General features: G+C 72.1%; 21 protein-coding genes. 15 read left to right on the top strand and 6 right to left on the bottom strand.

The window, feature by feature from the left end; translation table 11 throughout:
• The first annotated feature begins 186 nt into the window (after positions 1 to 186).
• Together ACWCV9_RS19555 and ACWCV9_RS19550 are read left to right on the top strand one after the other, a co-directional pair.
• Complete coding sequence (locus ACWCV9_RS19555) at positions 187 to 1290, top strand: sugar ABC transporter substrate-binding protein (protein ID WP_450788165.1); 1104 nt, start codon at positions 187 to 189, stop codon at positions 1288 to 1290.
• Positions 1291 to 1503: 213 nt separating this feature from the next.
• Positions 1504 to 2526, top strand: coding sequence for a LuxR C-terminal-related transcriptional regulator (locus ACWCV9_RS19550; RefSeq protein ID WP_450788163.1), 1023 nt, complete (start codon positions 1504 to 1506; stop codon positions 2524 to 2526).
• Positions 2527 to 2548: 22 nt separating this feature from the next.
• On the opposite strand, the gene ACWCV9_RS19545 is transcribed toward ACWCV9_RS19550, so the two are convergent.
• Positions 2549 to 3562, bottom strand: coding sequence for a helix-turn-helix transcriptional regulator (locus ACWCV9_RS19545; RefSeq protein ID WP_450788161.1), 1014 nt, complete (start codon positions 3560 to 3562; stop codon positions 2549 to 2551).
• A gap of 104 nt (positions 3563 to 3666) precedes the next feature.
• On the opposite strand from ACWCV9_RS19545, the gene ACWCV9_RS19540 reads away from it, so the two are divergent.
• Positions 3667 to 3828, top strand: a complete 162-nt coding sequence (locus ACWCV9_RS19540) for a hypothetical protein (protein WP_385841769.1) — start codon at positions 3667 to 3669, stop codon at positions 3826 to 3828.
• A 40-nt stretch (positions 3829 to 3868) separates the two neighbouring features.
• Complete coding sequence (locus tag ACWCV9_RS19535; RefSeq protein WP_385841770.1) at positions 3869 to 4165, top strand: (2Fe-2S)-binding protein; 297 nt, start codon at positions 3869 to 3871, stop codon at positions 4163 to 4165.
• A gap of 181 nt (positions 4166 to 4346) precedes the next feature.
• Here ACWCV9_RS19535 and ACWCV9_RS19530 read toward each other — a convergent pair whose 3' ends face one another.
• Positions 4347 to 4766, bottom strand: coding sequence for a pyridoxamine 5'-phosphate oxidase family protein (locus ACWCV9_RS19530; RefSeq protein ID WP_450788159.1), 420 nt, complete (start codon positions 4764 to 4766; stop codon positions 4347 to 4349).
• Between the two features lie 118 nt (positions 4767 to 4884).
• Between ACWCV9_RS19530 and clpB the strand changes: the two genes are divergently transcribed.
• A complete protein-coding gene (gene clpB / locus ACWCV9_RS19525) occupies positions 4885 to 7482 on the top strand; it encodes an ATP-dependent chaperone ClpB (RefSeq protein WP_450788157.1) in 2598 nt (865 codons plus the stop codon).
• Between the two features lie 60 nt (positions 7483 to 7542).
• On the opposite strand, the gene ACWCV9_RS19520 is transcribed toward clpB, so the two are convergent.
• The gene (locus ACWCV9_RS19520) at positions 7543 to 7986 is read right to left on the bottom strand and encodes a hypothetical protein (protein WP_450788155.1); all 444 of its coding nucleotides are present in this window, start codon (positions 7984 to 7986) and stop codon (positions 7543 to 7545) included.
• A 189-nt stretch (positions 7987 to 8175) separates the two neighbouring features.
• On the opposite strand from ACWCV9_RS19520, the gene ACWCV9_RS19515 reads away from it, so the two are divergent.
• A complete protein-coding gene (locus tag ACWCV9_RS19515) occupies positions 8176 to 8724 on the top strand; it encodes a YbjN domain-containing protein (protein WP_385841774.1) in 549 nt (182 codons plus the stop codon).
• A gap of 9 nt (positions 8725 to 8733) precedes the next feature.
• Here the strand turns inward: ACWCV9_RS19515 and ACWCV9_RS19510 are convergent, their stop codons facing one another.
• The 3 genes from ACWCV9_RS19510 to ACWCV9_RS19500 form a co-directional block, all read right to left on the bottom strand.
• Positions 8734 to 9915 (bottom strand): mannosyltransferase family protein, encoded by a 1182-nt coding sequence (locus ACWCV9_RS19510; RefSeq protein ID WP_450788153.1) that lies wholly within the window; start codon positions 9913 to 9915, stop codon positions 8734 to 8736.
• Positions 9916 to 10068: 153 nt separating this feature from the next.
• Positions 10069 to 10944: a PhzF family phenazine biosynthesis protein gene (locus ACWCV9_RS19505; RefSeq protein WP_450788152.1), complete on the bottom strand. Its 876-nt coding sequence runs from the start codon at positions 10942 to 10944 to the stop codon at positions 10069 to 10071.
• A gap of 67 nt (positions 10945 to 11011) precedes the next feature.
• Positions 11012 to 12196: a pyridoxal phosphate-dependent aminotransferase gene (locus tag ACWCV9_RS19500; RefSeq protein WP_450788150.1), complete on the bottom strand. Its 1185-nt coding sequence runs from the start codon at positions 12194 to 12196 to the stop codon at positions 11012 to 11014.
• Positions 12197 to 12331: 135 nt separating this feature from the next.
• Here ACWCV9_RS19500 and ACWCV9_RS19495 point away from each other — a divergent pair, with 135 nt between their 5' ends.
• The 9 genes from ACWCV9_RS19495 (at position 12332) to ACWCV9_RS19455 (ending at position 21040) form a co-directional block, all read left to right on the top strand.
• Positions 12332 to 12688: a hypothetical protein gene (locus tag ACWCV9_RS19495; RefSeq protein WP_450788149.1), complete on the top strand. Its 357-nt coding sequence runs from the start codon at positions 12332 to 12334 to the stop codon at positions 12686 to 12688.
• A gap of 422 nt (positions 12689 to 13110) precedes the next feature.
• A complete protein-coding gene (locus tag ACWCV9_RS19490) occupies positions 13111 to 13668 on the top strand; it encodes a DUF2617 family protein (protein ID WP_450788147.1) in 558 nt (185 codons plus the stop codon).
• Between the two features lie 79 nt (positions 13669 to 13747).
• The gene (locus ACWCV9_RS19485) at positions 13748 to 15391 is read left to right on the top strand and encodes a polyamine aminopropyltransferase (RefSeq protein WP_450788145.1); all 1644 of its coding nucleotides are present in this window, start codon (positions 13748 to 13750) and stop codon (positions 15389 to 15391) included.
• 70 nt (positions 15392 to 15461) lie between these two features.
• Positions 15462 to 16376 carry an SRPBCC domain-containing protein gene (locus tag ACWCV9_RS19480; protein ID WP_450788144.1) on the top strand — a complete coding sequence of 305 codons (915 nt, stop codon included), beginning with the start codon at positions 15462 to 15464 and terminating at the stop codon, positions 16374 to 16376.
• A 40-nt stretch (positions 16377 to 16416) separates the two neighbouring features.
• The gene (locus ACWCV9_RS19475) at positions 16417 to 17205 is read left to right on the top strand and encodes an aldose epimerase family protein (RefSeq protein ID WP_450788142.1); all 789 of its coding nucleotides are present in this window, start codon (positions 16417 to 16419) and stop codon (positions 17203 to 17205) included.
• A 10-nt stretch (positions 17206 to 17215) separates the two neighbouring features.
• The gene (gene pyrE, locus ACWCV9_RS19470) at positions 17216 to 17764 is read left to right on the top strand and encodes an orotate phosphoribosyltransferase (protein WP_031172616.1); all 549 of its coding nucleotides are present in this window, start codon (positions 17216 to 17218) and stop codon (positions 17762 to 17764) included.
• 153 nt (positions 17765 to 17917) lie between these two features.
• Positions 17918 to 18940, top strand: coding sequence for a class II fructose-bisphosphate aldolase (fbaA, locus tag ACWCV9_RS19465; protein WP_385841782.1), 1023 nt, complete (start codon positions 17918 to 17920; stop codon positions 18938 to 18940).
• A gap of 69 nt (positions 18941 to 19009) precedes the next feature.
• The gene (locus ACWCV9_RS19460; protein WP_450788140.1) at positions 19010 to 20530 is read left to right on the top strand and encodes an MFS transporter; all 1521 of its coding nucleotides are present in this window, start codon (positions 19010 to 19012) and stop codon (positions 20528 to 20530) included.
• Between the two features lie 96 nt (positions 20531 to 20626).
• Entirely contained in the window at positions 20627 to 21040 is a 414-nt protein-coding gene (locus tag ACWCV9_RS19455; RefSeq protein WP_385841784.1) for a DUF3151 domain-containing protein, read from the top strand.
• The last annotated feature ends 27 nt before the right edge of the window (positions 21041 to 21067 follow it).

The following is a 21067-nucleotide window of genomic DNA, read 5'->3' as shown; positions in this document are numbered from 1 at the left end:
GTAAAGGGCGTTTGAAGGCCAATTTGCGGGGGTCGCCAGGGCCTTCACGGGGGAAGCGGAGGGTGATGTTGCGCTTTCGTTAAGTGGTTCTTCTTGACGCCGGGTGGGCGCTCCGCGTTGTCTTTTCAGACACCTGGGTCGTATAGCAGCACCCACGTCCGGATCGCACCTGAAGTGAGCCCCCGAATGCGTCGTATCGCCATATCCGTGGCCGCGTCCACGATGACCCTCTCGCTGGCCGGCTGCGGCATGCTGAACGCGACCGGGGGCGGCGCGAGCGCGAGCCCCTCGAAGGGCGACGACGTCACCGTGGGCCTGCTGCTGCCGGAGAAGACCAACTCCCGCTACGACAAGTTCGACTACCCCATCATCAAGCAGAAGGTGGCCGAACTCACCCGCAAGCAGGGCAAGGTCGCTTACGAGAACGCCGCCGCGTCCCCCTCGCAGCAGGCCGAGCAGATGCAGAAGATGATCGACGACAAGGTCGACGTCATCCTGCTCGACGCCGTCGACTCGCACGCCATCGCCGGTGAGGTGAAGAAGGCCAAGGACGCGGGCATCCCGGTCATCGCGTACGACCGTCTCGCCGAGGGGCCGATCGACGCCTACATCTCCTTCGACAACGAGCTGGTCGGCGAGGTGCAGGGCCGCACCCTGCTGGAGGCGATCGGCGGCGCCTCCCTGACGGACAAGATCGTCATGGTGAACGGCTCGCCCACCGACCCCAACGCCAAGCAGTTCAAGCAGGGCGCGCTGTCCGAGCTGAACGGCAAGGTGACGATCGCGGACAGCTACGACATCAAGGACTGGAAGCCGGAGAACGCCGAGGCGAAGATGGCCGAGGCGATCGCCCAGATCGGCAAGGCGAACATCGCCGGTGTCTACGCCGCCAACGACGGCATGGCGAGCGGCGTCATCAAGGCCCTCAAGGCGGCCGGTGTCACCAGCATGCCGCCGATCACCGGCCAGGACGCCGAACTGGACGCCGTGCAGCGGGTCGTGGCCGGCGAGCAGTACATGAGCGTCTACAAGTCCTACCCGGACGAGGCCGAGGCCGCCGCGCAGATGGCCGTGGCCAAGGTGCAGGGCAAGGACATCCAGTTCGACGCGCTGACCCAGGACAAGGTCGACAGCCCGACGAACAAGGACATCCCGGCCAAGCTGGTCTCCGTGAGCGCGCTGACCAAGAGCACCATCAAGAACACGGTCATCGAGGACGGCATCTACACCGTCGACGAGATCTGCACCGCCAAGTACCGGGCGGCGTGCACCACGATCGGCCTGAAGTAACACCCGCGACGCCGACCCGCCGGTGCGCCGGCTCCATCCTGTCCTGCGAGGGCTGTCCCGCGAGGGAAGTCCCGCCAGGGCGAAGCCTGGAGCGAATCGGGGCATACCGGTGCGACTCGCTGGTCCGCCCCGGACGAGCCGTGTTGCGGACCGGGTCGGCGCCGCGCATAGTTGCGCTGCGGAAGTGGCAGCACACCGGGGGTGGGATGGGCGATGGCCGGGCGCGGGACGGAGGAGCATCCACACGGCGCCGACCGGCTGTGCGCGGCCGGGGACCGTGTGTACGCGCGGGCCGTACGCCGGGGCCGGGTGCCGCGCACGGACGCCGAACCGGTGCCCTGCCTGCTGGAACTGGCCCTGTTGCACCCCGACCCCGACGACATGGACTGGCTGGTGCCCACCTCCCCGCAGGAGGTGATGACCCGGCTGCTGCGCGGGGTCTACGACGAGGTCAGCGCGAGCCAGCGACGGGTGGGTTCGGCGGTGGCCGCCTTCGACTGGTACGCGGGCCTCGGCCGGCAGCTGAACGCGCTGACCGCACCCGCCGAGGGCAGCTCCATCCGGGTCCTGGACGGGCTGTCCCGGATCCAGGCCGCGATGGACGAGGCGACCGAGGCGTGCACCACCGAGGTGCTCACCGTGCAGCCCGGCGGCATCCGGCGGGAGGCCGAGCTGACCGAGGGGCTGCACCGGGCGCTGGCGCTGCGCGGCCGCGGGGTGCACATGCGGGACCTGTACACGCATGTGGCCCGGCACGGCCAGGGCCTGCTGAACTACCTGGAGCTGATGGGTGACGCGGTCGAGGCCCGCACCCTGGACGAGGTCATCGACCGGCTGATCCTCTTCGACCGGACCGTGGCCTTCATCCCCGCCAACACCGACCGCACGATGGCCCTGGAGCTGCGCCACCCGGCCCTGGTGAGCTATCTGGTGACCGTCTTCGAGCGCCTGTGGCGGCTCGCGATCCCGCTCACCGCGCCCCTGCCCGACACCGGCATCGAAGGCATCTCGCACCGCGAGCAGTCCATCGCCGCGCTGCTCGCCGAGGGCCACCAGGACGCGGTGATCGCCGAGCGCCTCGGCATCAGCGTCCGCACCTGCCGTGCGCACATCGCCCGGCTGTCGGAGACCCTGGGCGCGGCCAGCCGTACCCAACTCGGCGTGCGGATCGCCCAGGTGGGCCTGGACGGCAGCCGCCTCACCAGCCCGGACCAGCAGACGCCGAGCATCCGCTAGCCGGCCTTGCGCCCTCGTCGCCTCAGGGGCCGTCCCGGTCCAGGATGCCCGACTGGGCGATGAGGTAGCCGAGTTGGGCGCGGCTGCCGCTGCCGAGGGCCTGGGCGAGCTTGGCGATATGGGCGCGGCAGGTGCGGACGTTCATGCCGAGGCGGCGGGCGATGGCCTCGTCGACATGGCCCTCGACGAGGAGCTTGGCGATGGAGTGCTGGATCTCGGTGATGCCGTCGGAGTCCGTCTCGTACGGGCCGCCCGCGCTCATCGGCACGGCCCGGGCCCAGAGGTACTCGAAGACCTTCACCAGGTAGCGGACCAGGCCGGGGTGGCGCAGTTCCAGGGCGATCTTCTGGTCGTCGCGGGCGGGGATGAAGGCGACCGCGCCGTCGCAGATGATGAGCCGTTCGACCAGTTCGTCGATGGTCCGGTACTCGACCCTGCCGCCGGACAACTGGGCCGCGTAGGCCAGCTTCTCCGGGTTGTAGCGGGCGGTGTGCTGATACAGGCTGCGGATCTTCACGCCGCGTTCGAGCAGCGGGCGGTCCCGCTCCAGCCCCTGCAACAGGCTGTGTTCGGAGAGGCGGTCGGAGGGCTGGACGGTGAGCAGTTCGGTCTGCACCTGCGCGGTGGCCAGGTTGAGCGCCGCGTTGATCCGCTCGCCGCCCTCCAGCACGGTGAGGTAGTCGCTGGAGGTGCTGGTCTCCGCGCTCAGCGCCATGAATGGCTCGAAGAGACGCGCGAGTTCCAGGGACAGCTGGCGGCGGTCCGTGATCTCCTGCTCGATCGGGTTGAGCCGCCGGGCCAGGGCGATGGACGGCGGCACCGGCAGCAGCCAGGCCGGATCGTCGGGATCGGGGTGGAGCAGCGCGAACTCCATCAGGCAGGGGGCGTCCTCGGCGTCCGCGCGGGCGACGCGTCCCGCGCGCAGGGCGGTGGCGTAAAGGCGACTACCCGCGTCGCACAACTCCGCTACGCCATGGGGATGTCCCGATTTCCCCTGATTTGCTGACAAATCTCCACCCCCCAGGGTCCTGAACATGCAGGAACATGATGCACTGATTGTGTGGCCATCACGTGCCCGAATAAGCCATCGTCGTACCCGACGGGGGAAAAGGGGACCTTCAAGTGAGGACGAAGCCGACTATGCGTAACAGACTGCTTCGCTCGGTGCTCGGCGCCGCCTTTTCCGCCCTGGTTGCCCTCGGTGTGCTGAGCGGCGTGGCCGGCGTCAAGGGCGACGTTCAGGCGATCACCGAGTGGCCCACGGTAGCCGCGCACACGGCGGAAAACGGAGCCGGGAGCTGACGTGACAACTCCACCCGACGACCGTTCCTTCCGTCGTGAAATGGCCACCGCCTACCGGTCGGGCTGGCACTTCATCGATCTGGTCACCGCCATCCCCCACAGTGGTGACTCACTGATGGTGACAGTGTTCGGTGAGCCGGTCGTCGTCACGCGGGACGAGGACGGGGACGTGCGGGCGTTCCGGTGCCTGCGCAAGCCGCGTGGTGCTCCGCAGCCGGTGCGCTGTGCCATCCGGTACGGAATGATCTTTGTGAACCTGGACCAGCGGGACCACCGGCAGTGCGAGTCGACGGACCCCGACCTGACGACCATCTCAGCCACCCCCCGCAGTGCCTGACGCGATTCCCCCGTCGTAAAAGATCGCTCAGGTGCTTCCCCCCGCAGCGGCGTCACCGTGACCTGAACACGGTGACGCCGCTGCAGTTTTATGGCGACATATCGTGCCCTGGGGGCGTTTTCACACCGGCTGGAAACCGCCGTAACCCGCCGGTCCCGGCGTCGCGCTCCGCACCCGCCCCTCAGCCGCGCCCCAGCGCCCGTTCCACCTCGATCTCGATCACCACGCGTGACGGGTTCGGCGACGGCGTCCGCTCGTACCGCTCGGCGTACCGCCGCTCCGCCTCCGCTATCCGCTCCGGCTCGGTGCGTACGGCCGCCCGCCCCTCCAGCGTGGCCCAGCGCCGTCCGTCGACCTGGCACACCGCCACCCGCGCCCCCTCGGCGCCGGCCGCGCGGACATGGGCCGCCTTCGCGCTCGACTTGTTGGTGATCACCCGGGCCAGCCCCGCCACCGGGTCGTAGGTCACGCCCACCGGCACCACGTGCGGGCTGCCGTCGGGACGCAGGGTCGTCAGGGTGCACAGGTGCCGTTCCCGCCAGAAGGCGAGATACGGCTCGTCCGGCGCGGCCGGATCCACGGCGTAGGAGTGTGAGGCCATGGCTGAAAACCTAGCCCCTCCGGGCTTGAGCGGAATAGACTCAACTTTGTGTACGCTGGCTAAGTCAGGAATGCGCTGAGTCAGGAATGGCCGGGTTGTCGAGGAGGAGTACGCGACCGTGGACGCCGAGCTGACCAACAGGAGCCGGGATGCGATCAACGCGGCGAGCAGTCGTGCCGTGACCGAGGGGCACCCGGACCTCACCCCCGCTCACCTGCTGCTGGCTCTGCTCCAGGGGCAGGACAACGAGAACATCACCGACCTGCTCGCCGCCGTCGACGCCGACCAGGCCGCCGTACGCGCGGGCGCGGAGAAGCTGCTGGCCGCGCTGCCCAGTGTGACCGGATCCACCGTTGCGCCGCCGCAGCCCAACCGTGAGCTGCTGGCCGTGCTCGCCGACGCCGGGGCGCGCGCCAAGGACCTCGGTGACGACTACCTGTCCACCGAGCACCTGCTCATCGGGCTCGCGGCCAAGGGCGGTGCGGCGGGTGAGCTGCTCACGGCGCAGGGCGCCGATGCGAAGAAGCTGCTGGAGGCCTTCCGGAAGGCCAGGGGAGGACGCCGCGTGACCACCGCCGATCCGGAGGGCCAGTACAAGGCCCTGGAGAAGTTCGGCACCGACTTCACCGCCGCCGCCCGCGAGGGCCGCCTCGACCCGGTCATCGGCCGGGACCAGGAGATCCGGCGGGTCGTGCAGGTGCTGAGCCGCCGTACCAAGAACAACCCCGTGCTCATCGGCGAGCCGGGCGTCGGCAAGACCGCCGTGGTGGAGGGCCTCGCCCAGCGGATCGTCAAGGGCGATGTGCCGGAGTCCCTCAAGGACAAGCGGCTCGTCGCGCTCGACCTCGGGGCGATGGTCGCCGGTGCCAAGTACCGCGGCGAGTTCGAGGAGCGGCTGAAGGCCGTGCTCGCCGAGATCAAGGACTCCGACGGGCAGATCATCACCTTCATCGACGAGCTGCACACCGTCGTCGGGGCCGGCGCCGGCGGCGACTCGGCCATGGACGCGGGCAACATGCTCAAGCCCATGCTCGCCCGCGGTGAGCTGCGCATGGTCGGCGCGACCACCCTGGACGAGTACCGGGAGCGGATCGAGAAGGACCCGGCGCTGGAGCGGCGCTTCCAGCAGGTGCTGGTCGCCGAGCCCACCGTCGAGGACACCATCGCGATCCTGCGCGGTCTGAAGGGCCGGTACGAGGCGCACCACAAGGTGCAGATCGCGGACAGCGCGCTGGTGGCCGCCGCTACCCTCTCCGACCGGTACATCACCTCCCGCTTCCTGCCCGACAAGGCGATCGACCTGGTGGACGAGTCGGCCTCCCGGCTGCGCATGGAGATCGACTCCTCGCCGGTGGAGATCGACGAACTCCAGCGCGCCGTCGACCGGCTGAAGATGGAGGAGCTGGCGATCGGCAAGGAGACCGACCCGGCCTCCCGGGAGCGGCTGGAGAAGCTGCGCCGCGACCTCGCGGACAAGGAGGAGGAGCTGCGCGGGCTCACCGCCCGCTGGGAGAAGGAGAAGCAGTCCCTCAACCGGGTCGGCGAGCTGAAGGAGAAGCTGGACGACCTGCGCGGCCAGGCCGAACGCGCCCAGCGCGACGGCGACTTCGACACCGCCGCCAAGCTGCTCTACGGCGAGATCCCCACCCTGGAGAAGGAACTCCAGGCCGCCTCCGCCGCCGAGGAGCAGGCCGCCCGGGACACCATGGTCAAGGACGAGGTCGGCGCCGACGACATCGCCGACGTCGTCGCCGCCTGGACCGGCATCCCGGCCGGCCGCCTGATGGAGGGCGAGACGCAGAAGCTGCTGCGCATGGAGGAGGAGATCGGCCGGCGGCTCATCGGGCAGAGCGAGGCCGTGCGGGCGGTCAGCGACGCCGTACGCCGCTCGCGCGCCGGTATCGCCGACCCCGACCGGCCCACCGGCTCCTTCCTCTTCCTCGGCCCGACCGGCGTCGGCAAGACCGAACTCGCCAAGGCGCTGGCCGACTTCCTCTTCGACGACGAGCGGGCCATGGTCCGCATCGACATGTCGGAGTACGGCGAGAAGCACAGCGTGGCCCGGCTGGTCGGCGCCCCGCCCGGCTATGTGGGCTACGAGGAGGGCGGTCAGCTGACGGAGGCGGTGCGCCGCCGCCCGTACTCGGTGGTCCTCCTGGACGAGGTGGAGAAGGCGCACCCCGAGGTCTTCGACATCCTCCTCCAGGTGCTGGACGACGGCCGTCTGACCGACGGTCAGGGCCGCACGGTCGACTTCCGCAACACGATCCTCGTCCTCACCTCCAACCTGGGCAGCCAGTACCTGGTCGACCCGCTCACCAGCGAGACGGAGAAGCGGGAGCAGGTGCTGGAGACCGTCCGGGCCTCCTTCAAGCCGGAGTTCCTCAACCGGCTGGACGACCTGGTGGTCTTCTCCGCGCTGACCAAGCCCGAGCTGGAGCGGATCGCGCAGCTCCAGATCGACCGGCTGGGCAGGCGGCTGGCCGAGCGCCGGCTCAGCCTGGAGATCACCCCCGAGGCGCTGGCCTGGCTCGCCGAGGAGGGACTGGACCCGGCGTACGGCGCCCGTCCGCTGCGCCGGCTGGTGCAGACCTCGATCGGCGACCGGCTCGCCAAGGAGATCCTGTCCGGCGAGATCAAGGACGGCGACACGGTCCGCGTCGACCGCTTCGGCGACGGCCTGCTGGTCGGCCCGGCCACCGGCAAGACGCTGTAACCGGCCCGCGCGCCGGCCGGCCGCCGCACCCCGGGTGCCCGAGCACCCGGGGTGCGGCGGTCACACCGTGAAGGCGGAGAAGCGGACCCGTGCGGTGGCGGGCCCCTCGTACGTCACGGAGATCTGCACGGCGTTCGCGTCGACGCCCTGCGGCGCGGTGGCGTCGGTGTTCATGTCCACGCAGAAGTCCACCGGACCCGAGTCCTCCGCGGCGCAGAGGTCCGTCCTGGGCTTCGGCGCGTGCGGATAGGTGTGCCGCAGCCACGCCCAGACGTCCGCCCGGGGCATCCGGAAGTCGGCGTCGTAGCTGGTGTCCTGCCAGGCCTGCACCGTGCACCTGGACTCGTACGCCCGCTGCGGCAGCCGCGCCCCGCCGAAGGCCAGCGCCTCGGCGCACGACACCTTTTCCGGACCCCCGCCCAGTGGGTAGTCGGAGGTCATGGCCCGCACCACGATCGCGGCCCCCCAGGCCACCACCAGCGCGGGCAGCGCCAGCACCGCCACGACCGGCCACCACCGCGTCCGGCCCCGTCTCGCAGTCCCGCCCATCAGGCCCCCCTCGGCTCGCCTCCGCCCGGCAGCCGGAAATCATGTCAGCTGTCAGCCAATGGCGGACAGGCGGGCGTCGGGGCTTGCCTCCCCCCTCCCCGGATGGGGGAGGATGGCGGAATCCACCATGAAGGGAAAAACACGGTGAGCATCGACCCGTCCTCCATTCCGAACTTCGGGGGCCAGCCCGAGCCGCAGCCCCAGGGACCGGCCGGCCCCGTCCTCCCGGACCAGGACCTCGTGAAGCAGCTCCTCGACCAGATGGAGCTGAAGTACGTCGTTGACGAGGAGGGTGACCTCGCGGCGCCGTGGGAGCAGTTCCGCACCTACTTCATGTTCCGCGGAGAGGCCGAGCAGGCCGTCTTCTCGGTGCGGACCTTCTACGACCGCCCGCACAAGATCGATGAGAAGCACCAGCTGCTCGAGTCCATCGACGACTGGAACCGCCGCACCCTGTGGCCGAAGGTGTACACCCACACCCACGACGACGGCACCGTCCGTCTCATCGGCGAGGCCCAGATGCTGATCGGCACGGGCGTCGACATCAACCACTTCGTCTCCTCCACGGTCAGCTGGGTGCGGGCCGCGATCGAGTTCGACAAGTGGCTGGTCGAGCAGCTCGGCCTGGAGCAGGACGTCAACGAGGCGGACCAGCCCGGCGACGACGAGGGCGACGAGCGCACCGGCGAATAGCGCCCTCCCTCACAGCGGCACCCGTGCGTACACCAGCAGGTACGCGCCGTAGGCATAGCCGAGCCCGGCCAGGGCCGCGATCACCACGGTCGCGTGCCAGGGCCGGGCTCGCGCGGTGCGGGCGAGCGCCCCGGCGAGCGGCAGGAGCAAGGGGAACGCGGGCAGCAGGAACCGCGGCTTGGACTCGAAGAAGCCCGAGCCGCCGAGCGCGATCAGCAGCAGTACTCCGCTGTAGACCAGCAGCGGCAGCGGTACGCGTTCCAGCAGCAGCAGCGCGTACAGCAGCACGCTCCCGGCCACGATCAGCAAGACCATCGGGGCGGTGAACCGGCTGCCGTGCAGCAGCATGCGCCGGACGACCACCAGCGAGCCGTGCGCGAAGTCGAACTGCGACCCCCAGCGCCGCTGCACGTCGAAATAGCCGCCCAGCAGATCGTGCCGGCACCGGCCGACCCAGAGCACGTACGCCGTCCAGCCCAGCGGGGCGAGCGCCGCGCCCGTCCACAGCCTGTGGGAAACCCGGCCGCGCCGCCGCCACACTGTCCAGCCGGCCGTGGCCAGGACGGCGGCGGCGACCGCGACCCCGTTCGGCCGGGCCAGCCCCGCGAGCGCCGCCAGCGCCCCCGCCCACACCCAGCGACCGGTCAGCAGCGCGTACAGGGCCCAGGCGGCGAGCGCGGTCAGCACCGGCTCGGTGTACGCCATCGACAGCACCACCGAGTGCGGCAGCAGCCCCCACAGCAGGACCAGCGCCAGCCCGGCCGACCGCCCGTGCAGCAGGGTGCCGACCAGATGGATCCCGGCGGCGGCGACGGCGGCCGCGGCCCAGGACACCAGCAGCCCGGCGCCGCCCCCGCTGACCGGCAGCAGCGCGGTCAGCGCCCGCACCAGCGCCGGGTACAGCGGGAAGAAGGCCAGGTCGCTGTGGAGACCAGGGTCGTGCGAGGGCAGGTCGTGGCCGTAGCCGTGCGCCGCGATCCCGACGTACCAGACCGAGTCCCAGGACCGGCCGAGCAGCGCGAGCGGATGCCGGCCGGCGGCATGCGCGACGAGCGCGACCACGGCCACGCCGGTCAGCCGCACCCCGAGGAACAGCCCCACGGCGACTCCGCTCGCGCGGACGGGGAAGGACCGGGTGCGCTCACCGGGCGCCGCGACGGGTGGGGCGAGGAGGGTGCTGGCATGACTCACATCTCCGCACCATGCAAGGCCCGGCCCGCCGACGCGAGCAGGCGGGGGCCGAGCGGCCCCCGGGTTCACCTGTGTCGCGTACGGCAGCGGGTCCGGGAGCGCCCCCGGCGGAAGGGGAGGGGTCCCGTGACGACGTCGACCGCAGAGCGGCCGTCAGCCGATGCGCGTCCCTGCGCCGCTGACTCGGACGCGCGGGTCACCCGCGTGCAGCGTCACCGTGAGCTCGCCGGGGCGGCCCAGGTCGTCGCCCTGGTGCAGGGTGAGGACCGCGTCCTCGGGAACCAGGCCGAGCTCACGGGAGTACGCGCCGAACGCGGCGGCCGCGGCGCCGGTTGCCGGGTCCTCCACGACGCCGCCGACGGGGAACGGGTCACGGACGTGGAAGACGGTGGCCGACTCCCGCCACACCAACTGGACCGTGGTCAGGTCCAAGCGGTGCATCAGGGCTTCGAGGCGCGCGAAGTCGTACGCGAGACGGGCGAGGCGCTCGCGCGTCGCCGCGGCGAGAACGAGATGGCGGGCGCCGGCGAACGCGATACGGGGCGGGAAGGCCGGGTCGAGATCGGCGGCCGGCCAGTCCAGCGCGGCGAGCGCCTCGGCGAGGTCGGCGTCGGCGATCTCCTCGATGTGCGGCACGACACTGGTGAGGGTGGCCCTGACCGTCCCGCCCTCCTCGGTCACCTCCACCGGCACAGTGCCGGCGCGCGTCGCGAACACCAGCTTCCCCGGGCCTGTCCGCTCGGCGAGCGCGACGGCGGTGGCTACCGTGGCGTGCCCGCAGAACGGCACCTCGGCCTTGGGGCTGAAGTAGCGGATGCTGTACGCCCGCCCCTCCTGGCCGCCGAGGCTCTCCGGGGGCGCGGTCAGGAACGCGGACTCCGAGTACCCCAGGTCGCGGGCGATGGCCAGCATCTCGCTGTCGTCCAGGCCGGTGGCATCCAGAACGACGCCGGCGGGGTTTCCGCCTTCGGGGACGCTGGAGAAGGCGGTGTATCGCAGCACCTCGGGCCGCGGCGCATTCGTGGTCATGCCCGCGGCAACAGGGGCCGGTCCGCGGCTATTCCAACGGAGCAGCGTCGTCCATACGAAGGTGGTCTCACATGGCGCGCAGCCGCCCGGCCGCCTCGCGGAGGACTTCCTCCCGCTTGCAGAACGCGAACCGCACGAACGGCGCCCCCGCCTCCCGGTCGTCGTAGAAGACCGCGTTGGGGATGGCCACCACCCCGGCCCGCTCCGGCAGCGCGCGGCAGAAGGCGAAGCCGTCCTTCTCGCCGAGCGGGCGGACGTCGGTGGTGATGAAGTACGTGCCGGCCGGCCGGAAGACCTCGAAGCCCGCCGCCGTCAGCCCCTCCGCGAGGATGTCCCGGCGGGCCTGCATGGACCGGCGGAACTCCGCGAAGTAGGAGTCGGGCAGGGCGAGCGCCTCGGCCACCGCGTACTGGAAGGGCCCGGCGGAGACGTACGTCAGGAACTGCTTGACCGAACGGACCGCGGCGACCAGCTCGGGCGCGGCCGTCACCCAGCCGACCTTCCAGCCGGTGAAGGAGAACGTCTTCCCGGCCGACCCGATGGTCACCGTCCGCTCCCGCATCCCCGGGAACGCGGCGAGCGGCAGGTGCTCGGCGCCGTCGAAGACCAGGTGCTCGTACACCTCGTCCGTCACCACCAGCAGCTCCCGCTCCACCGCCAGCTCGGCGATCGCGGCCAGCTCCGCCCGGGTGAGGACGGTGCCGGTCGGGTTGTGCGGGGTGTTGATCAGCAGCAGCCGGGTGCGGTCGGTGACGGCGGACCGCAGCTCGTCCAGGTCCAGCCGGAACGCCCCCTCGTGCGGGCGCAGGGTGACCGGTACCCGGGTGCCGCCCGCCAGCGCGATGCTCGCCGCGTAGGAGTCGTAGTACGGCTCCAGGGCGACGACCTCGTCACCCGGCTCGACCAGGGCCAGCAGCGCGGCCGCGATGGCCTCCGTGGCGCCCGCCGTGACCAGCACCTCGCGGTCCGGGTCGTACGACAGCCCGTACCGGCGCAGCTGGTGCGCGGCGATCGCGGTGCGCAGCTCCGGGATGCCGGGCCCCGGCGGGTACTGGTTCCCGCGGCCCTCCCGCAGCGCCCGTACGGCGGCCTCCCGGACCTCCTCCGGGCCGTCGGTGTCCGGGAAGCCCTGGCCCAGGTTGATCGCCCCGGTGGCCTGCGCGAGCGCGGACATCTCGGCGAAGATCGTCGTCCCGAACGCGGCGAGCCGGCGGTTCAGGTAGGGGCGCGCGGTGGAGGTCATGCGGGCCATCCTGCGCCCAAGCTCTGGAGTTCCTCAACTCCGCTTTGGCGGGTCGGGCGGACGGGCATCCCCCGTGCACCGGGGCCCCGTCGGGGCCGTCCGGGGGAACCGGAAACTCGGGGGAAGAGAAAGAAGGTGACGCCCATGGGCGACATCGTGATCGTCGTCGTGGCGGTGGTCGTGGTCCTGTGCGCGCAGATCCTGGGGTCGGCGGCGAAGAACGCGAGGCGGGGCAAGGGGCTGGGGGGCTCGCGGTCCCGGCGGTCGTCCGGCGGGTGGTCCTCGAAGTCCTCGGGGTCCTCGAGGTCCTCGGACGGGTACGACAGCGGTGGCAGCTGGTGGGCCGGGAGCGGGGACTCGGGTTCGTCGGGCGGTCACAGCGGTCACAGCGGTCACCACGGCGGCCACCACTCCTGCGGCGGGGGTCACTCGTGCGGCGGCCACTCCTCCTGCGGCGGCCACTCCTGCGGCGGCGGCTCGTCCTGCGGTGGCGGCAGCTGACGGAGGGACGGCGGACCGCCCGGGGAGAGGGCGGCGGCGTCGTCGGGGGACGGTCTCGGCAGGGGATGGATTCCGCAGAGGACGGCTTCGGCAGGGGATGGCTTCCGCAGGGGACGGCTTCCGCAGGGGATGGTTTCGGCCGCCGCCCGGCGCCCGCCGGAGGGAGGGGATCCGGCGGGCGCCCGGCCCGGATGTTCGCGCGCCCGGCGCACGCCGTGGTTGAACAGTTGAGCTGGGGAGCCCTCTGAGGGATGGAAACCCTACGAAGTTGGGTAAAAACGCTGTGGGGGCGGCACTGTTCATGATTCCCTCTAAACCGCCAACGCAGCCCCCCGGACGTCCCACAGACTCCTGACCCCGGCCGGGCCGACTGGGCTGACATGGCCGAACTCCCCCTCATCGCGTGTTAGCGGAGCCGATCCATGCTCACGACCCTGAACACCTCCTACACCGATACGCGCGCCGCCGACCTCGCCTGGGCCCTGGGTCGCGAGCCGTTGCCCGCGCTCGCCACCCTCGATCTCGAACTCACCGGCGCCAGACTCCAGTTGAGACTGCTCGGCGCCTCCCACCAGGTGCTCCTGGACGAGGAGCGGGGCAGTTGCTCGGAGACGGTCGCCTGCATCCCCGGCTCCAGCACCCCGCTGCCCCTCGGTGTCGCCAAGCGCGTCGGCGACTGGGAGTACGAGTTCGCGGCCCGCGTCGAGGTGCTCACGCCCGGCTCCTTCGCCGGGCGCGCCCAGGAGTTGCTGGCCCTCGTCTCCGACCATCCGCACGGCCTCGCCGGGGTCTTCCCCGGCAGCCCGCACGCCTTCACGGCGATGCTGGCCCAGCGGTACGAGGGCCAGGTGCACTGGCGCACCTGGCACGCCTATCCGCAGGACGGCCAGTTGGTGGCGACCCGCACCCGCGTGGGCGTCCGGGCGGCGGCAGGGCGACCGGACCATGAGGACCGGCCTGAGCGAGTCCTTGCGCCATAAACCTTTGGGGTGTCAACTGCCCCCAGATCCACACGTGTGGGTGACAAAGCGTGCCGGGTATGTGACGTAACGTCGCAGAGTGATCGAACCGCACGCCCCTGCACCCCCGGGCTGCCCGCCGTCCTGGACAGCCCCCGCCCGGCTGCCCGTCCGGCCCGGTACCGGGCGGTTCCTGGTCCTCGTGTGCGTCTTCGTCTGCGCGGCCTGCGGACTCGTGTACGAGCTGGAACTCGTCGCGTTCGCCTCGTACTTGATCGGCGACTCGGTCACCCAGGCCTCCGTCGTGCTGTCCGTGATGGTGTTCGCCATGGGCATCGGCTCCCTCGGCGCCAAACGGCTGCGCTGGCACGCGGCCGCCGGGTTCGGCGCGGTCGAGTCGGCCCTCGCGCTGGTCGGCGGGTGCAGCGCGATGGCGCTGTACGCCGTGTTCGCCTGGACCGGCGGCTGGGGCGGGCTGTGGGCCGAGGGCCCGCGCTGGCTGCTGGTCGCCTTCTCGCTCGCCATCGGTCTGCTGATCGGCGCCGAGGTCCCGCTGCTGATGGAGCTGATCCAGCGGATCCGCCGGCAGGACGCCGGGGGCGCGGTGGCCGACCTGTTCGCCGCGGACTACGTGGGCGCGCTCGTCGGCGGGCTCGCCTTTCCCTTCCTCCTGCTGCCCTTCTTCGGCCAGTTGACCGGCGCCCTGCTCACCGGCACGGTCAACGTGATGGCGGGCGGTGCCCTGGTGCTCGGCCTTTTCCGCCGCGACCTCACCCGCCGGGCCCGCTGCACCCTGTTCGTCGCCGGCCTCACCGTGCTCGGTGTGCTCGCCACCGCCGCCGCCCTCGCCGGCGACTTCGAACGGGCCGCCCGGCACGCGGTGTACGGCGAGGACGTCCGGGTGGCCGTGCAGACCGGCGTCCAGGAGGTGGTGCTGGCCGGCGGCACCCACGGCAGGCCGCTCGACCTCTTCCTCGACGGCCGGCTGCGGGTCGGCGGCGGCGACGAGCCCTGCTACCACGAGGCCCTGGTCCATCCGGCGCTCGCCGGCGGCCCCCACGCGCGCGTGCTGATCCTCGGCGGCGGTGACGGCCTGGCCGCCCGCGAGGCGCTGCGCCACCGCGGGGTGCGCCGCGTCGACATCGTCGACCTCGACCCCGCCCTGATCCGGCTGGCCCGCCACGACCCCGGCCTGTCCGCCGCCAACGGCCACGCCTACGCCGACCCGCGCGTGCACGCCGGCCCGGCCGACGCCCTCGGCTGGCTGCGGAGGGCGCGGGCCGCGTCGTACGACGTCGTGATCGCCGATCTGCCCGATCCCGGGATCACCGCCAGCACCAAGCTGTACTCGCAGGAGTTCTACGGCCTGGCCCGCCGCGTCCTCGCGCCCGGCGGCCGGCTCGTCGTCCACGCGGGCTCGGTCACCACCCGCCCCCGGGTCTTCTGGACGGTCGCCGCGACCCTCCGCGCGGCCGGCTTCTCCGTCTCCCCCTACCGGGTCCTCGGCCACGAATCCGGCTTCCCGTCCGGCCCCGACCGCTCGGCCGCCACCTCCCGCGCCCCGCACGACTGGGGGTACCTCCTGGCCGTACCGGGACCCACGCCACCGCCGCTGCGGCTGGACCCCCGGGGCCCGCGTCCCCGGACCCTCACCCAGCCCTCCCTGACCGCGGACGGGGAGGCGGCGCAGCGCACGAGGATCCCGGACCTGCCCGCGTCGACGCTGGTGCATCCGCGGTACTGAGCCGGGTCCGGAGCGGCCCGGCCAGCACGGCAGGGTGAGATCCGGCCATGACTGGGTAGGCTCACCGACCATGGAGCACCAGGTCTTCACCCCGGTTCCGGCCGAGCGGCTCAGGGCCGCCCTCGCCGACCCCGCCAGGGTCGCCCGGGCCGTCCCCGGCTTCCAGCAGGACCCCGGTGCCACGCCCCTCACCGGCCGGCTGAAGCTGCGCGTCGGCGGCCACTCCGTCACCTATCGGGGAGCGGCACGGATCGCCGCCCGGCCGGACGGCACCTACCGCGTCGAGGCCGAGGCCGGCGAAGCCCGCGGCACCGGCTCGGTCGAACTCGCCGTCACCCTGCGCCTGGCCGACACCGACGGCGGCACCACGGTCACCGCCTCCGGCACGGCAACCGCCACCGGCCGCCTCACGGAACTCCCCCAGGAAGCGGTGACCTCGGCGACCACCCGCCTCCTGACCCGCTTCCTGCACGCCCTGCCCGAGGCCCCGGACACTCCGGCCATCGACACCTCGGACGCCGACGCCCCGGAAGCGGAGGCCCCGGCCCTCGACGCCGAGTCCTCGTTCGAGCCCGCTGACGACCACCTCGCCGTCTTCGACGCCGAGATTCCCCCGCCCGCCCTGGCCGCGGAGGCCGATGCCGACGACGCGTTCGAGGCGGGGCAGGAAGGCGAGGGGGACGGGGAGGACGAGGAGGACGGGGTGGATGACGGGGAGGTGGACGAGGCGGAGCTGGAGGACCGTCTCTCCGGTGTCTTCGCCGACTCCGGTGAACCCCCCGCCGAGGCCGCGCACGCCCGCCGCACCATGATCGGCCGCAGCGCCGAGGAGGTCGACCACGCCCCGCCCCGCGGCCGCTACGCCCCCGTACCGGCCCCCCAGACCGTCGCGGGCAACCCGGCCCTGCGCTGGGCGGCCCCCGCGGCGGCGCTGGCCCTGGCCTCGGCGATCGTCGTCGGCCGGGCCCTGCGCAAACGCCACTGAACGCCGACGACGGTCCGGGCCGCCCCAGTAGGGTCGTCCCGTGAGTGACGAAGACATCACGCTGACAGCAGGCGACGCGGAGGTACGCGTCAGCCACACCAACGGCGGCCGGATCAGCGGACTCAAGGTCGGCTCCCTCGAACTGCTCCGCCAGGGGCCCCGCTACGGCTGCTTCCCGATGGTGCCCTGGTGCGGCCGGATCCGCGACGGCCGTTTCCTGGACGGCGCCACGGTCCGCCAGATGCCGCTCAACTCCCCGCCGCACGCCATCCACGGCACGGCCCGCGACGGCGCCTGGCGCACCGCCCGCGTCACCGCCGACGAGGCGGTGATCACCTGCGAACTGACCGACCCCTGGCCGCACCCCGGCCGCGTCACCCAGGTCGTCACGCTCGCCGAGGACAGCCTGACGCTGACGATGTCCGTGGAGGCGTACGAGGACTCCTTCCCGGCGCAGATCGGCTGGCACCCCTGGTTCAACCGCACCCTCGACGGCGCGGACGTCTCCCTCGGCTTCGAGCCCGCCTGGCAGGAGGAGCGTGGCGCCGACCACCTGCCCACCGGCAACCGGATCGATCCCGAGCCTGGCCCCTGGGACGACTGCTTCGGCATGCCCGGCGGCGTCGACGTCACCCTCACCTGGCCCGGCCGGCTGGAGCTGAAGGTGGCCAGCAGGGAGGAATGGGTGGTCGTCTACGACGAGCAGGCCGAGGCGGTGTGCGTGGAGCCGCAGACCGGCCCGCCCAACGGGCTCAACACCCTGCCGCGCCTGGTCACGCCGCTGGAGCCGCTGGAGGCCAGCACCACCTGGAGCTGGCGCCGCATCTAAGCTGGTCGGCATGACGGACGTACGTGGCGCGCTGCTGCAACAGATCAAGGACAAGGCCGTGGTGCACGGCAAGGTGACCCTCTCCTCGGGTCTGGAGGCCGACTACTACGTCGACCTGCGCCGCATCACCCTCGACGGCGAGGCCGCCCCGCTGGTCGGGCAGGTGCTCCTCGATCTCACCGCGGACCTGGAGTTCGACGCGGTGGGCGGGCTCACCATGGGCGCCGACCCGGTCGCTGCGGCCATGCTGCACGCCGCCGCCGCGCGCGGGAAGAAGCTCGACGCGTTCGTCGTCCGCAAGGCGGCGAAGGCGCACGGTCTCCAGCGTCGCGTGGAGGGCCCGGAGATCGCCGGCCGCCGGGTGCTGGTGGTCGAGGACACCTCCACCACCGGCGGCTCCCCGCTCACCGCCGTCGAGGCCGTGCGCGAGGCCGGTGCCGAGGTCGTCGCCGTCGCCACGATCGTGGACCGGGCGACCGGCGCCGCCGAGAAGATCGAGGCCGGCGCGGGTGTTCCGTACCGGTTCGCCTTCTCGAAGGATGAACTGGGTCTGGACTGACCCGGCGGTATGACCTGGACTTGTCCGGGCCGACCGCCGGACAGGGGCCACCAGCCCGGTCTGGAAAGATGGGGACGACGATGACGTCACCCCCAAGGTCTAGGTCAGGGCCGTAACGCAGCAAAGCCAACCCGCAACACAAGGAGCGGACAGATGCCCATCGCAACCCCCGAGGTCTACAACGAGATGCTCGACCGGGCGAAGGCAGGCAAGTTCGCCTACCCGGCCATCAACGTCACCTCGACCCAGACCCTGCACGCCGCCCTGCGCGGCTTCGCGGAGGCCGAGAGCGACGGCATCGTCCAGATCTCCACGGGTGGCGCCGAGTTCCTGGGCGGCCAGTACAGCAAGGACATGGTGACCGGCGCGGTCGCGCTCGCCGAGTTCGCGCACATCGTCGCCGAGAAGTACCCGGTCAACATCGCCCTGCACACCGACCACTGCCCGAAGGACAAGCTCGACGGGTACGTCCGCCCGCTCCTCGCGATCTCCGAGGAGCGCGTGAAGGCCGGCCGGAACCCGCTCTTCCAGTCGCACATGTGGGACGGCTCGGCGGAGACCCTCGCCGACAACCTCTCCATCGCCCAGGAGCTGCTGGAGCGCGCCCGCGCCGCCAAGATCATCCTCGAGGTGGAGATCACCCCGACCGGTGGCGAGGAGGACGGCGTCTCGCACGAGATCAACGACTCCCTGTACACCACGGTCGACGACGCGATCCGCACCGCGGAGGCCCTGGGCCTCGGCGAGAAGGGCCGCTACCTGCTGGCCGCCTCCTTCGGCAACGTCCACGGCGTGTACAAGCCGGGCAACGTCGTGCTCCGCCCCGAGCTGCTGAAGGAGCTGAACGAGGGCGTCGCCGCCCGCTTCGGCAAGGACGCCCCCTTCGACTTCGTCTTCCACGGCGGCTCCGGCTCCACCGAGCAGGAGATCCTCACCGCGCTGGAGAACGGCGTCGTGAAGATGAACATCGACACGGACACCCAGTACGCCTTCACCCGTCCGGTCGCCGACCACATGTTCCGGAACTACGACGGCGTCCTGAAGGTCGACGGCGAGGTCGGCAACAAGAAGACCTACGACCCGCGCACCTGGGGCAAGCTGGCCGAGGCGGGCATGGCTGCGCGCGTCGTCGAGGCCACGCAGAACCTGCGCTCGGCGGGCAACAAGATCAAGTAACCGCCGTACGGCGTTCCCAGCGGGCCCGGCAGCCGGTCATCGGCGCCGGGCCCGCTGTATACCTGGAGAGTGCCGAACGTCCGGCTGGCCTCCCCCCAGGGCAAGTGGATCCTGCTGACCACGGTCCTGGGTTCCAGCATGGCCCTGCTGGACTCGACCGTCGTCAATGTGGCGCTCCCGAGCATCGGCCGCGACCTGGGCGCCGACCTCGCCGCCCTCCAGTGGACCGTCAACGCGTACATGGTCACGCTGGCCGGGCTGATCCTGCTCGGCGGCTCCCTCGGCGACCGCTACGGCCGCCGCAGGATCTTCGTCCTCGGGGTCGTGTGGTTCGCGGCCGCCTCGCTGCTGTGCGGCCTGTCTCCGACCTCCGGGGTGCTGATCGCGGCCCGCGCGCTGCAAGGCGTCGGCGGCGCCCTCCTGACCCCCGGCTCCCTCGCCCTCATCCAGGCATCCTTCCACCCCGACGACCGGGGCCGGGCGGTCGGCCTGTGGTCCGGCTTCGGCGGGATCGGCGCCGCCGTGGGCCCCTTCCTGGGCGGCTGGCTGGTGGCCGGACCCGGCTGGCGGTGGGTGTTCCTGCTGAACGTGCCGCTGGCGCTGCTGTGCGTCCCGGTCGCCGTACGGCACGTCCCCGAGTCCGCCGACGAGAACGCCCGGGGCCGCTTCGACGTGCTCGGTGCCGCCCTCGGCGCCCTTGCGCTGGCCCTGCTGACCTACGCCCTGATCGAGGCCCGGAGCGGCTCCCTGGTGGTGCTGCTGAGCGCGGCAGCGGGCCTGGCCGCCGCGGTGGCCTTCGTCCACGTCGAGAGGCACCGGCCCCATCCCATGGTGCCGCCGGCCATCTTCGCCTCCCGGCAGTTCACGGCGGTCAACCTGGTCACCCTGTGCGTGTACGCGGCCTTCGGCGGCTTCTTCTTCCTCGTCGCCCTCCAGCTCCAGGTGGTGTCGGGCTACTCCCCGCTGGCCGCCGGTACGGCGCTGCTGCCCATCACGGTCGTGATGCTGCTGTTCTCCGCCCGCTCGGGGGCCCTGGCCGACCGCATCGGCCCGCGGCTGCCGCTGACCGTCGGCCCGCTGCTGTGCGCCGCCGCGATGCCGCTGATGCTGCGTGTGGGCCCGGACGCGCGGTACGCCACCGACGTGCTGCCCGCCCTCCTGGTCATGGCCGCCGGCATGGTCACCCTCGTGGCCCCCCTCACCGCCACGGTCCTCGCCTCGGTCGACACCGCCCGGGCGGGCCTGGCCAGCGGCATCAACAACGCGGCGGCCCGGGCGGCAGGCCTGGTGGCCGTCGCCGCCCTGCCCCTGCTGTCCGGGATGGGCCCGGAGGCGTACCGGTCGGCCACGGCGTTCGACGCGGCCTTCGACCGGGCGATGCTGATCTGCGCGGTGGTGCTGCTGCTGGGCTCGGCCCTGTCCTTCACCCTGATCCGCCGCCTCCCTCCGGACTGCCACCACCCGGAATGCAGGGTCCACAGCTGTGTGACGGCTCCGCCTCTGGAGGGTGAGGGCGAGGAGGACGCCGAGGGCGCGGGCGAGGAGGAGGGGCAGGGGCGGGGTGAGGGGCGGGGTGAGGGTCGGGGGTAGGTGCGGCCGGGTGGTGGGCCGGTCGCGCAGTTCCCCGCGTCCCTTACGGGGCAGCAGCCCCGCCCGTGTCCACCGCCGTACGCCAGACTGGACCCCATGACGATTCACGAGAACCTGCTCGGCGGCCCGCCCCCCACCCACCTCCCCGAGGAGCCGGAGCCCCGCGACCTCCTCGCCCAGGGCACCCCCTCCGCGGACGTCGCCGCGAAGTACCCCACCTCCTCGCTCGCCTGGGCCCAGCTGGCCGACGAGGCGTTCGAGCGCGGCGCGGTCGTGGAGTCGTACGCCTACGCCCGTACCGGCTACCACCGCGGCCTCGACGCCCTGCGCCGCAACGGCTGGAAGGGCCACGGCCCGGTCCCCTGGGAGCACGAGCCGAACCGCGGCTTCCTGCGCGCCCTGCACGCCCTCGCCCGCGCCGCCCAGTCCATCGGCGAGCAGGAGGAGTACGAGCGCTGCACGCAGTTCCTGAAGGACTCCTCGCCGACGGCGGCCCAGACCCTGGGCTGACCCCGGCATCCCCTACGGGAGGGACAG

The sequence above is a fragment of the Streptomyces sp. NPDC001606 genome (genome assembly GCF_053596835.1).
Note: the sequence above shows the minus strand (reverse complement) of the source record. Positions and strands in the feature narration are given on the sequence as shown.